Origin of the sequence: Rhizobium indigoferae (assembly GCF_034554815.1) — a bacterium.
GTDB classification, from domain to species: Bacteria; Pseudomonadota; Alphaproteobacteria; order Rhizobiales; family Rhizobiaceae; genus Rhizobium; species Rhizobium leguminosarum.
On sequence record NZ_CP140635.1, the window covers coordinates 1,148,699 to 1,161,072 of the forward strand.

Genomic DNA, 12,374 nt, shown 5'->3' on the forward strand with positions numbered 1-12,374 from the left:
CATTGCCGCAACCGGCCGAAGCCGCTAGAGAGAACGACAGAAAGAATTGCGCCGCCGCGGCGTCTTGAAGGAATAAGACTGCGTGTCCGAAAAAGTCGAAGCCAAGCCGAACGCCCTCTGGGAAAATATCAAAGTCATCATCCAGGCGCTGATTTTGGCGATGGTGATCCGAACGGTGCTATTCCAGCCCTTTACCATTCCGTCCGGTTCGATGATGCCGACGCTGCTCGTCGGCGATTACATCTTCGTCAACAAGTTCGCCTACGGCTATTCGAAATATTCGCTGCCCTTCTCGCCTGATCTCTTCAGCGGCCGCCTGTTCGGCGCCGATCCGAAGCGTGGCGACATCGTCGTCTTCCGCTTCCCGCCAAACCCCGAGATCGACTACATCAAGCGCTGCATCGGCCTGCCGGGCGACCATATCCAGGTTACCGACGGCGTGCTCTACGTCAACGGCAAGCCGGTTCCGAAGGTGGCGGACGGCAGCTTCACCTCGGATTACAAGCTTGATCCGGGCGCGGATGTGCCGGTGTTCCGCGAAACGCTCGACAACGGCAAGACCTACGACACGCTTGATCAGTCTCCGGTGTCGCGCGGCGATAACACCCGCGAATTCATCGTGCCGGAAGGCCATTATTTCATGATGGGCGATAACCGCGACAACTCGCTCGACAGCCGCTTCGACGTCGGATTCGTGCCTGCGGAAAATCTTGTGGGCCGCGCCAGCGTTATCTTCTTCTCGCTCGGCAACGATACCTCCTTCCGCGAAATCTGGAAGTGGCCGACGAACATGCGTTGGGACCGCCTCTTCAAGGTTGTTGAATGAGCAAGGCGCAGACGCTTTCTGCGGCGGACCGCGCAAAGCTTGAAGGCCTGATCGGTCATGACTTCGCTGAAAAGGAACGCCTGGATCGCGCGCTGACCCATGCCAGCGCCCGCACCGAAAAGGGCGGCAATTACGAACGGCTCGAATTCCTCGGCGACAGGGTCCTTGGGCTCTGCATCGCCGAGCTCCTGTTTCGCACCTTCGGGGCGGCTGGAGAAGGCGAGCTCTCGGTTCGCCTCAACCAGCTCGTCAGCGCTGAAACCTGCGCCGCGGTTGCCGACGAACTCAATCTTCACCTCTATATCCGCACCGGCGCCGATGTGAAGAAGTTGACCGGCAAGCGCATGATGAACGTGCGCGCCGACGTCGTCGAAAGCCTGATCGCCGCGATCTATCTCGACGGCGGCCTCGAAGTTGCCCGCCGGTTCATTCTGCGTTACTGGCAGGGCAGGGCAGTGCGGGCCGATGGCGCTAAGCGCGACGCCAAGACCGAGCTGCAGGAATGGTCGCACGCGAAATTCGGCGTCACGCCGATCTACCGGGTTGATGAACGCAGCGGACCGGATCATGATCCGCGCTTCAAGGTGACGGTGGAAGTTGCTGGCATTAAGCCGGAAACCGGCGTAGAGCGGTCGAAGCGTGCCGCCGAACAGGTCGCGGCAACGAAGATGCTCGAGCGCGAAGGCATTTGGCAGCAATCGTCTGCCGGAAACTGACGGGACAATGACACAAGAAGAAGATATCGCGGCCGAAGCTGCCGCAGAAACCAATGGTCCGACGCATTCGGGCTTCGTCGCGCTGATCGGTCCGACCAATGCCGGCAAGTCGACGCTGGTGAACCGCCTCGTCGGCGCCAAGGTCTCGATCGTCAGCCATAAGGTGCAGACGACGCGCGCCATCGTTCGCGGCATCGCGATCCACGACAATGCCCAGATCGTCTTCATGGATACGCCTGGTATCTTCAAGCCGCGCCGCCGGCTTGACCGCGCCATGGTGACTTCGGCCTGGGGCGGTGCGAGGGATGCCGATCTGATCGTGCTGCTGATCGACAGCGAGCGCGGCTTGCGCGGCGATGCCGAAGCCATCCTCGAAGGCCTCAAAGAAGTCCGGCAGCCGAAGATCCTGCTGCTCAACAAGATCGACCGCGTCAACCGTGAGGATCTGCTGGCGCTGGCCGCTGCCGCCAACGAGAAGATCGCTTTCGAGCGCACCTTCATGATATCAGCCGAAAACGGCTCCGGCTGCGACGACCTCATGGACTATCTGGCGAAAACGCTCCCGGAGGGGCCGTGGTATTATCCGGAAGACCAGATCTCCGATCTGCCGATGCGCCAGCTCGCGGCCGAGATCACTCGCGAGAAACTGTTTCTGCGCCTGCACCAGGAGCTTCCCTATGCCTCGCATGTCGAAACGGAGAAGTGGGAAGAGCGCAAGGACGGCTCGGTGCGAATCGAGCAGGTGATCTATCTCGAGCGCGACAGTCAGAAGAAGATCGCGCTCGGCAAGGGCGGTGAAACCATCAAGGCGATATCGACTGCGTCGCGCAAGGAATTGTCGGAGATCCTCGAACAGCCGGTCCATCTCTTCCTGTTCGTCAAGGTTCGCGAGAATTGGGGTGATGATCCCGAGCGGTTCCGCGAAATGGGTCTCGATTTTCCGAAATAAGCATGGCAAGGATTTCATCGGGTAGACGCTGGCCCCTGCTGGCGCGCCGGTTTTGCGACGGCAAGGGCAAGTATGGCGACGTCGAGACCCATCAATTCGTTCAAGACCCCTTGCGAGCAATGTCCCTTGCGGCCGCTGCCGCATTTCAGGGAATTCAGCCGCGACGAGCTGGAATTCGTCTCGAGCTTCAAAAGGGGTGAGCTTGCCGTCGATGCCGGCTCGACCATCCTCGTCGAGGGCGCGCATAGCGCTCATCTCTTCACGGTGCTCGCCGGTTGGGGCTTCCGCTACAAGATGCTGGAGGACGGGCGCCGCCAGATTCTAAACTATATCATGCCGGGCGACCTGATCGGCCTGCAGGGAACGATCGCCGGCGAGATGCAGCATTCCGTCGAAGCGCTTTCTCCCGTTTCCCTTTGTGTCTTCGAGCGTGACAGGCTGATGACGCTCTACAACAAGCACGCCTCGCTCGCCTTCGACATTACCTGGATCGCCGCGCGCGAGGAGCGCATCCTGGATGAGCATCTCTTGAGCATCGGCCGTCGCACGGCGCTGGAACGAGCAGCCTACCTGATCGCTTTCCTCTTTGAGCGCGGCCGGAAGCTGAATATCTTCAACGGCCGAAAATTCATCCCCATCACCCAGCAGCACATTGCCGACACGCTCGGTCTTTCGATCGTTCATACCAACAAAACCTTGAAAAAGCTCAGCGAACGTGGGTTGATCCGCTGGCAGGAGCGTGGCTGCGAGGTGCTGAACGGCGAGGAATTGATGGCGATCGCCGGCTGGGAAGGGCTCGGAGAGGGCAAACGCCCGTTCATCTAAAGCATGTCGCGCAAAACTGTGCAGCGGTTTTGCGATAACGGCCTGCGTTGGAAATATAGAGCTAAAGCGCGAGGAGCGTATCTGAAGGATTGCGACGCGCTTTAGAGCATTCCTGATTTCTCCCGGGTGACGGATATGCTCCGTCTTGTTTGGCGCAATTCCGGACGCCAACCACTGCGCAGTCTTACTGGAATTGCTCTCCAGCGCCGCGCGTCTTTTCGAGACGCCGCAAAGGATGCTGTAGCACTTTGAATGGCTGCACCAATATGCCGTATCCAACCGGCCTGCGTATGTCTTTTTTAAATGCGCATTAGCTGTAGGGAAAATAAGGTCGGCCGTGATCTCTCCTCCGATTTTGATTCTTATCGACCGGGCAGAAAAATGGTTTATTCAGACAAGGTGGCGGAATTCACCGATAGCGTGCCATGCGGGGCACCGGAGGGCAATGATGTTGGCGAAACGGCCGGGGCGCTGCGACGGGCGCCCGACGGGGGGCATCGAATCATGAGCGCAATCCGTGTTCTGGTTCTTGAAGACAGTCTGATCATCGCGATGGAGGCGGAGGATATTCTGCGTCTTTCCGGCGTCGAGAGTATCGATATCGTCGGCAGTGTGGAACAGGCGAGGGCCGCCATTGCTGAGGAGACGTATGATTTCGCCCTGCTCGACGTCAACCTCGGCGAGGGAATGAGTTTCGGATTTGCCCGCCATCTTCTCGATATCGGCATCCCCTTCGGCTTCGTCAGTGGCTATTCCGATACCGGCGATTTCCCGCCCGACCTGCAACAGATACCGCTTCTGGTAAAGCCGTTCGACGAAACGGCGATGCGGGAATTCCTGCAGAGGCTTTTCCCGGCTGTAGCCTGACACGGTCCGTGACAGAATCCAGTCCTTGCTGACGGCGCCGCGCGTCTTTCAGACGTGCAAAGGACGCTGTAACGCCTTGAATTATGCAGTAGGATGGATTCGTCACCCGCAGGGACTTCTTTCGATGCAATGGCAGGACCAGGCGATCATTCTGGGCGTCAAGCGCCACGGCGAGACGAGCGTCATTGCCGAGGTGATGACGCGTGATCGCGGCCGCCATCTCGGCCTGGTGCGTTCCGGCCGCTCGCGCGCCATGCAGCCGGTGCTGCAGGCGGGCAATGCCGTGGAGGTCAACTGGCGTGCCCGGCTTGACGAACATCTCGGTGAATTCCGCGTCGAGCCGGTGACACTGCGCGCCGCCCGCCTGATGGAAACGGCGACCGCCGTCTACGGTGTCCAGGCGATGGGCGCGCTGCTGCGGCTGCTGCCGGAGCGTGACCCGCATCCACACCTCTTCGATGCGCTGGAGGTCATCCTCGATCACCTGCATAATCCGGCCGATGCCGGCGAACTCTTCGTGCGTTTCGAGCTTGCTGTGCTGAATGATCTCGGCTTCGGCCTCGATCTTGCCGAATGCGCTGCGACCGGCGCCCGTTCCGATCTCGTCTATGTCTCGCCGAAATCTGGCCGCGCCGTCAGCCGCACCGCGGGTGAGCCCTGGGCGGACAAAATGCTGCTCCTGCCGCCGTTCCTCAGCATCGAAGGCAATCATGCAGCCGACTTTGATAGTCTCTCAGCTGCATTCCGTCTGACAGGGTTCTTCCTGCATCGTCATGTCTACGAGCCGCGCGGCATCGAGGCGGCAGCTGCCCGCGACGGTTTCGTTCAGGCGGCGCTCAAGGCGCTTAATCCAGCCTTGCGGACGCTTTCCGGCCCGAACGGTATTTCCGCCTGACCTCGTTTTTTACGGGTGCAAAACATCCTCCGGATTTGGCGGTTTACCTGCTGATGAGCGCTTCCTATGTCTTCACAGGATTGCCAATCAAGGAGGACCCCATGCTAACCAAGACCGCATCACCGACGACGATCACGCTCTGGAACGGCCGCGAAATTCCGCGTCTCGGCATGGGATGCTGGGCGATCGGCGGCCCCTTCTTCGCCGGCGACACGCCGCTCGGCTGGGGCGATGTCGACGACGATGAATCCGTGGAGGCGATCGACCGTGCCATCGAACTCGGCATCCGCTTCTTCGACACGGCCTCGAACTACGGCGCCGGCCACTCGGAGGAAGTGCTCGGCCGGGCGATCGGTAATCGCCACGATGTCGTCATCGCCACCAAGTTCGGCTTCGCCACCGATCCGGCAAGCAAGCAGGCAACCGGCGCCTTTGCCGACGAGGCCTTCATCCGCCGTTCGGTCGAGACCTCGTTGCGCCGCCTGAAGCGCGATCGCCTCGATCTGTTGCAGTTCCACCTCAATGATTTTCCGATGGATCAATCGGATGCCGTCTTCGATACGCTGGAGGCGCTTCGCACCGAAGGCAAGATCGATGCGTTCGGCTGGAGTACCGATTTTCCGGATCGTGCCGCCCGTCATGTCGGCCGACAGGGCTATGTCTCGATCCAGCATACGATGAATGTTTTCGAACCGGTGCCGGAGATGATCTCGGTGATCGAGGGGAAGGGCCTGATCTCCATCAATCGTGGCCCACTGGCGATGGGGCTGCTGACCGGCAAGTTCACCGCCGACAAAGCGGTGGGCGCGAGGGATGTCCGCGGTGCTGCCCTCGATTGGATGGTCTATTTCAAGGATGGACGTATGGCCCCGGAATTCGCCGCACGGCTCGATGCCGTCCGCGATCTCCTGACGTCAGGCAGCCGCACGCTGACGCAGGGCGCGCTTGCCTGGCTCTGGGCACGCTCGCCGCGCACCCTTCCCATTCCGGGCTTCCGCACCGTCGCTCAGGTGGAGGAAAATGCCGGCGCCCTGGAGAAGGGACCACTGCCAGCTGATGTCATGGCGGGGATCGATGCCGCGCTCGATCGCTTCTGAGGGTTTTAGTACATGTCGCCCAAAAGCATGCAGCGGTTTTGGGCGACATGCATAAATCAAAGACTCAAAGCGCATCGGATGAATCCGGTTTGACGCGATGCCCTTCAAGCCGCGGCGCGACGCTTGAGCGCCCAGCCTTCCGGCCTCTCTTCAATGATGTTGACGGTGTCACCGATCGTGACCTTGCCATTGCCGCGTGGCGTGGCGTTCCACCCGAAAAGCGGGCCGGGCACGCGCCGGTCGGCGGACATGCGGATGCGGCCCATGGCCGGCATTGGGTTTGGTCCCTCGCGGGACCCGGTCAACTGGTCTTGAGTCGTCATGATGCAGCGGGAGCAGGGTTTGACGAGATCGAAGCGGATGCCGGCGATCTCGATCGCCGCCCAGCGGTCCTCCGGCCAGGCCTCGTCGGTATCGATGACGATGTTCGGACGGAAGCGTTCCATGCCGACACTGCCTTCGCCATGGGCGGCGAGATCGGCATTCAATGCCTTCAGCGAGCCCGTCGTCGTCACCAGGATCTGATAACCGTCGGTAAAGGTGACGGGCGTGGCTTCGCCGGCCCATTCAGCATTTGCCGTCCGCCGTGCCTGGCCGTCGAAGAAGACTAGGCGCACCTCGCGGCCAAGCCATTCGGAAAGCTGCCGGTTGCTCTCCGGATCGGCGACGGCGGCGCTGACGGCAGATTTCCACACGGTCACATCCATGCGGTTTTCGGGCTGAGGCGGTGTTACCGATATGTCCGTTTTCCCCTGCATCAGCAGCCGAAAGGCGGTCGCCTCCGGTCGTACCTCGATGCGTGCGAGGTCGGGCAACTCGCGCTGGGTGATGAAGTGCCCTTGGGCATCGGTGATCATCGCCCGCCGGTCGCCGGGAAGCCCATAGGCGTCAATGTCGGCGGCGGGCAGCGCAATGCCGCGGGCGCTCTTGAGCGGGTAGATGAAGAGGTCGCTGACACGCATGTTGTGCTCCTAGATTTCGTCCATGAAGGCCGAGAGGAAGTCGCGCAGGCTTTTATCACGCGCGGCGGCCAGCCTGCGGCCGGTCTCGGTCTGGAAACCTTCCGCCAGTTTGAACAGCTTCGTCTGGAAATGGTCAATGGCATAACGCTTGTCATCCAGCGGGCGGTCCGCTGCCGCCGGGTCGAATGGATCGTAGAGCCCGGATCCCAGTCGCCCGGCGATATAGAAGCAGCGGGCGGCGCCGACCATGCCGATCGCGTCCAGCCGGTCGGCATCCTGCAGGATCTTCGCCTCCAGCGTTTGCGGTGCCACCCCGGCGGAGAAACTGTGTGCAGTGATTGCGTGGGCCGCGGCTTCGATATCCGCCTCGCTCCAGCCGAGTTCCGCCAGGATCGCCGATGCCTTCTCAGCCGCCAAAGTCGATGCTTTTGCCCGCAGCGGCGAATTCTTCTCGACGGCGACGCAGTCATGCAGCAGCACCGAAGCGGCAAGAACCCGCCCGTCGCCGCCTTCTCCCGCATGGATGCGCATGGCATTTCTGAAGACGCGCAGAATATGGGCAAGGTCGTGCGAGCCGTCGTCGCCATCGGCCGCATGCGCAATCAGCGCCGCCGCAAGCGTTTCGTGTGGGGAGAAGGCTTCAGCCGCGAACATAGCGCCACCTGTCATGAGGAAGATCGTTTTCCGCCGATAGGGGATCGGCGCGGAATTGAATGCGGGCGGTAAAAGGATGCGACAACGAAGATCTCAGGAGTCGCAGCCGATTTTGTAGCGGCTTGCCATGCGAGTCGCAATCGAGGGGGATCTCAGTGCTTGGCTCCAGGAAGTTGGGTCACGCCGCCATTCTTCGGCGGCAGGGAGAGAAGATGGGGCACGTCACGCGCCGGTCGCGGCGGACTGATGTGATAGCCCTGGATCTCGTCGCATTCCTCGCATTCGAGCAGCGCCAGCTGCGCGGCCGTCTCGACGCCCTCGACGGTGACGCGCATGCCGAGCGCATCGCCGAGCAGGATGATCGCATGCATGATCGCATGCGCTTCCTTGTTGTCGACGATGTCGTTGACGAAGGACTTGTCGATCTTGATCTTGTCGAAGGGGAAGCTCGAGAGATAGCTCAGTGAGGAATAGCCGGTTCCGAAATCGTCCATCGAGATGCGGATGCCGCGCTCCTTCAGGGCATGCAGGATCGGCAGCACTTCGCTGAGATTTTCCATCAGCACGCTCTCGGTGATTTCGAGTTCAAGCCGCGACGGCGATAGCGCGGCGGCGGCAAGTGCCTCGCTGACATCTCGCGTCAGATCGCTGCTGCTGAATTGGATTGCCGAAACGTTGACGGCGATCTTGATGCCCTCCGGCCATTGCGCTGCATCGTTGCAGGCCCGACGCAAAACCCAACGGCCGATATCGACGACGAGGCCGACCTCCTCTGCCAGCGGAATGAAATCCATCGGCGGAACGCGGCCTCGGACCGGATGGTTCCAGCGGATCAACGCTTCGAAGCCGCAGATACGTCGCTGCGAGAGGTCATAGAGCGGCTGATAATGCAGCTCGAATTCCTCTTTCTCAACGGCTGCTCGGAGGTCTGCCTCCAGCGCGTGTCGCAACTGCATCTGCGCTTCCATCTCACTGGCGAAGAAGCGCTCGCGTTTGCGCCCGTCCGCCTTGGCATGTGACAGCGCCACGCCGGCATTTTTCAGCAGGATATCGGTTTCCTCACCATCATCAGGGGCGATTGCGATGCCCATGGAGACGCTGAGCTCCAGCTGCTTCTCGCCGTGGAGGAATGGTTCGGAAAGCTCACGGCGGATCTGCTCTGCAAGCGCCGTCACGTTCCGCGGCTGCTGCTTGCCCGTCTGCAGGATGGCGAATTCGTCCGAGCCGAGGCGCGCCAGGGTGTTTTCCGAACCGGCCGAGGCTCGGATGCGCTCGGCGACCTGCTGCAGGATTTTGTCGCCGGCCGAAACGCCCATCGTGTTGTTGATCGATTTGAAACCGTCGAGATTGAGGTGAACGAGGGCAATCTGCTGATCTGGCCTGCGCTCTGCGAGCGTCGCATCGACCTGCTCGCGGAAATGGATGCGGTTCGGAAGGCCGGTCAGCGGGTCGTGGTGGGCGAGATAGGTGATGCGTTCGGCCGCCCTTCGATCCTCGGTAATGTCGGCGTGAATGGAAATGTTGCTGCCGTCGGAAAGGATGGTCACCATGCTCTGGATGATGCGGCCATCGTCCATCAACCATTCGCGCCGACGGAGACTACTGCTTCTTGTGGTTGCGGAGGAATGTCTCCCGGTGCGCCGACCGGGCTTGGTGCTAGCGCTCTCCGTGCCGCGCATTTTAGCCGTGAGATCGGCGATTGTCGCGCCGGCAATGACATCTTCGTCCGTCAGGTCGAAGAGCTGACGGAAGCGGATGTTGGAAAGCGTCAGTCGCTGGTCGGCGTCGAAGACGCTGAGACCGAGCGGCAGGTTGTTGAGAATGACTTCGAAGAGTTTTTTCTGTCCGTCGAACGCCTGGCTAAGGGCTGATAGATTGCCCCTCAGCGCATGGTTTTCCCTCAGCAGCGTTTCCGCGCTTCTCTCGATTTCGTCATAGTCGCTTTCATGGACGCGATAGGTCGCGATCACAAGATCCATCAGGCGCTGCGCATCGATCGATCCGTCGGCGGTGACGGCCTCGGTGCATTGCCGCCAGAAGAGCGCTTCAGCTTTCATGTGCATACGTCTCGCGGGACGACAGCAGAGGAAAGCGTCCTCGTTTGATGAACGTGCCTCATTTCGCCGGACATGAAAGACCTTTCTAAAATGAATACAGAGATTGATTTTTTATACGCTGGACGCCTGCTGGTGATGCGTGATGTCCATTTTGTATGGGCCGGATTAATATTCGGTTGCAGTGCAGCAGCGGGGTCGCTGCGTTAGACGTTTGTTTTATATGTGAAAAATAGCTGAAATACGCAGGAAAGCGGCCTTCTGACGCTGGCGGAGGCCTGCGTTCAGGCGTTCCGTTAACTTTTGTCAATCATCGTTAATGAGAAGTTAACAACTTATTGACGCACTGCGCAAATCAGTTTAACCACCGAGTCAACAGTGATTTTCCAACGTTCGTATTGCGTACAAACACCACCGGCAGAAGGCGGTGAATGGAGGTTTGTATGACCAGCACCACATCCGTTTCAGACACCTCATACGCATATCTGGCGACGCTTTCGCGGCTCGATGCCAATGGCGATGGCGTACTCAGCCGCGGCGAACGTGCCGCCGATGAGAAGCCAGGCATCATCAAGGAGCTCCTCGAAGACGATAAGGCCAGCGACACGCAGCCGAAATTTTCCGGCAGCCTGATTGCGCTGATGATGGACTCCCGTGACAGCGGCAGTGCAAGCAGCATCGCCGTTCCCTATCCGCTGCAGCAGGCCGCGCCGACATCAGGCGATCAGTCCGACGATCTCTACCGCAAGACCTACGGTCAATTCGATTTCGACGCCGTCGCCTGAGCGGCGTCTCAATTCGAGAGATCTGCAAGCCGGCCGGTTGGCCGGCTTTTCTCGTTCGATATTCCTGCGCATAACCCGAAAATCGGAGTGATTTTCGGAAAGGATTATGCGCCACGCAAAGTGCTGGAGCGTCCTTAGCGCGTCCTATCGGACGCGCGGCTCAGGAACACCTTCCGGTTTGACACGTTCAGAAGGACAACCGGACGCAAGGAGATCTCCATGAAAGCCATGAGCATTATCGCCACCTTGAGCCTGCTTGCGGTTGCATTGCCGGCAGGCGCTCAGGACAAGCAAACGGCGGTCGCCAATTTCGTCGGCAAGGACGGCAAGGAGGACGGTCGCGCGCAACTGACGGCTGCCGCCAATGGCGGCGTCCTGATCGAAGTCGAGATATCGGGATTGCCGGCGAACAAATGGGTGGCGTTCCATGTTCATGAGACCGGCCGCTGCGACGCCGCGACCCATCACGAATCAGCGGGCGGTCACTTCAACCCTGATAAGGCCGAGCATGGCATCCTTGCCGCCAAGGGACCGCACGCCGGCGATATGCCCAATCAATATGTCGGGCAGGACGGCAGGTTGCGGGCACATATCTTCGACAGCATGGTCACGCTCGACGGCAAGACTGACGGCATTCGCGGCCGCGCATTGATGGTACACGCCAATTCGGATGATTATCGCAGCCAGCCTTCGGGTGATGCCGGGGAAAGACTCTCCTGCGGCGTCATCCAATAGGCTACGGCGCAACTCTTGATCGGCATCGATTTAGGGACAAAATTAGGAATTCAAACTGCACAGCGCCACGGGTCTTAAAAAGATCCGTGGCGCTGCAATGTCTTACTGCCGCGTCGGCGTCGGTTTTTCGGCCGTCACCTTGCCGTTGGACTTTTTTGCCGGCGCGGCATCTGAAGCATCCGGCACGGCGTCAGGATTGTCATCGAAGGCGAGTTTCACGCGTTTCACCATGTCACGGCTGACCAGCCACCAGTCACCTGTCTTTGCCCAGTAGCGCAGCGCGACGGAGATCGTGCCATCACCGAGGCTGTCGATGAAGACGCTGGGTGCCGGTGACGTCAGCACCCTGGAATCGGCTTTGGCAAGGTTCATCAGCGTCTCCATTGCCAGATCGATGTCATCCTCATAGGCGACGCTGATTTTCAGCTCGTTCCGCCGGGTGGGCTCGCGGGTGAAATTGGTAATGGGCGTATTCCAGAGCGTCGAATTCGGCGCCAACCGGTAGAGCCCGTCGCCGGTTTTGAGCTCGGTGGCAAACAATCCGATTTCGCGCACCGTGCCGGCCACGCTGCTGGTCTCGATATATTCGCCGACGCGGAAAGGCCTGAGGATCAGCAGCATAATGCCGGCGGCGATATTCTGCAGCGTCCCTTGCAGCGCTAGTCCGATCGCCAGGCCCGCTGCGCCGAGGGTTGCGATGATCGAGGCGGTCTGGACGCCGAATTGACCGAGGACGGTGATGAACACCAGGATGAGCAGCGCATAGCGCAGGACATTGGTGAAGAAACGCGCCAGCGTCTCGTCAATGCCATGAACGCGCGACAGGCCTTCATAGGCCCAGCGGCTGGTAAAGCCGGCCAGCGCCCAGCCAAGAACGAGCAGGATCACCGCCCCGAGGACGGAGAAGGAATATTGCACCGCAAGCGCGCTTGCCTGGCTGAGTGCCGTTTGCGTGGCGAGGAGGACATCGGCTGCCTGTTGTTCCATGATCTGGCCCTGTCGATTGTGC

The 12,374-nt window shown here is 60.3% G+C and carries 13 protein-coding genes; 9 read left to right on the forward strand and 4 right to left on the reverse strand.

Annotated elements, in window-relative coordinates; all coding sequences use genetic code 11:
* Positions 1-82 precede the first annotated feature (82 nt).
* The 7 genes from lepB to U5G49_RS05935 all read left to right on the forward strand — a co-directional run bounded on the left by lepB (position 83) and on the right by U5G49_RS05935 (position 6,175).
* A complete protein-coding gene (gene lepB, locus U5G49_RS05905) occupies positions 83-826 on the forward strand; it encodes a signal peptidase I (RefSeq protein ID WP_018241399.1) in 744 nt (247 codons plus the stop codon).
* A complete protein-coding gene (gene rnc / locus U5G49_RS05910; protein WP_131702306.1) occupies positions 823-1,542 on the forward strand; it encodes a ribonuclease III in 720 nt (239 codons plus the stop codon). The genes lepB and rnc overlap by 4 nt, the downstream gene beginning before the upstream one ends.
* 7 nt (positions 1,543-1,549) lie before the next feature.
* On the forward strand, positions 1,550-2,491 hold the full coding sequence (gene era / locus U5G49_RS05915) for a GTPase Era (protein WP_018070602.1): 942 nt from the start codon (positions 1,550-1,552) through the stop codon (positions 2,489-2,491).
* A 72-nt stretch (positions 2,492-2,563) separates the two neighbouring features.
* The gene (locus U5G49_RS05920; RefSeq protein ID WP_020049310.1) at positions 2,564-3,316 is read left to right on the forward strand and encodes a Crp/Fnr family transcriptional regulator; all 753 of its coding nucleotides are present in this window, start codon (positions 2,564-2,566) and stop codon (positions 3,314-3,316) included.
* 381 nt (positions 3,317-3,697) lie between these two features.
* Entirely contained in the window at positions 3,698-4,183 is a 486-nt protein-coding gene (locus U5G49_RS05925) for a response regulator (RefSeq protein WP_193446053.1), read from the forward strand.
* A 124-nt stretch (positions 4,184-4,307) separates the two neighbouring features.
* Positions 4,308-5,078, forward strand: a complete 771-nt coding sequence (gene recO, locus U5G49_RS05930) for a DNA repair protein RecO (RefSeq protein ID WP_026230827.1) — start codon at positions 4,308-4,310, stop codon at positions 5,076-5,078.
* Positions 5,079-5,179: 101 nt separating this feature from the next.
* Positions 5,180-6,175, forward strand: a complete 996-nt coding sequence (locus U5G49_RS05935; protein WP_193446054.1) for an aldo/keto reductase — start codon at positions 5,180-5,182, stop codon at positions 6,173-6,175.
* Between the two features lie 104 nt (positions 6,176-6,279).
* On the opposite strand, the gene U5G49_RS05940 is transcribed toward U5G49_RS05935, so the two are convergent.
* The 3 genes from U5G49_RS05940 to U5G49_RS05950 form a co-directional block, all read right to left on the reverse strand.
* The gene (locus U5G49_RS05940) at positions 6,280-7,137 is read right to left on the reverse strand and encodes an MOSC domain-containing protein (protein WP_112906457.1); all 858 of its coding nucleotides are present in this window, start codon (positions 7,135-7,137) and stop codon (positions 6,280-6,282) included.
* Between the two features lie 9 nt (positions 7,138-7,146).
* Positions 7,147-7,806, reverse strand: coding sequence for an HD domain-containing protein (locus U5G49_RS05945; protein ID WP_018241405.1), 660 nt, complete (start codon positions 7,804-7,806; stop codon positions 7,147-7,149).
* A gap of 137 nt (positions 7,807-7,943) precedes the next feature.
* Positions 7,944-9,848 (reverse strand): putative bifunctional diguanylate cyclase/phosphodiesterase, encoded by a 1,905-nt coding sequence (locus tag U5G49_RS05950; protein WP_193446055.1) that lies wholly within the window; start codon positions 9,846-9,848, stop codon positions 7,944-7,946.
* A gap of 440 nt (positions 9,849-10,288) precedes the next feature.
* Here U5G49_RS05950 and U5G49_RS05955 point away from each other — a divergent pair, with 440 nt between their 5' ends.
* Positions 10,289-10,630: a hypothetical protein gene (locus U5G49_RS05955; protein ID WP_246289385.1), complete on the forward strand. Its 342-nt coding sequence runs from the start codon at positions 10,289-10,291 to the stop codon at positions 10,628-10,630.
* Positions 10,631-10,849: 219 nt separating this feature from the next.
* Complete coding sequence (locus U5G49_RS05960; RefSeq protein ID WP_193446057.1) at positions 10,850-11,365, forward strand: superoxide dismutase family protein; 516 nt, start codon at positions 10,850-10,852, stop codon at positions 11,363-11,365.
* Positions 11,366-11,467: 102 nt separating this feature from the next.
* Here the strand turns inward: U5G49_RS05960 and U5G49_RS05965 are convergent, their stop codons facing one another.
* A complete protein-coding gene (locus U5G49_RS05965; protein WP_018241409.1) occupies positions 11,468-12,352 on the reverse strand; it encodes a mechanosensitive ion channel family protein in 885 nt (294 codons plus the stop codon).
* Positions 12,353-12,374 lie beyond the last annotated feature (22 nt).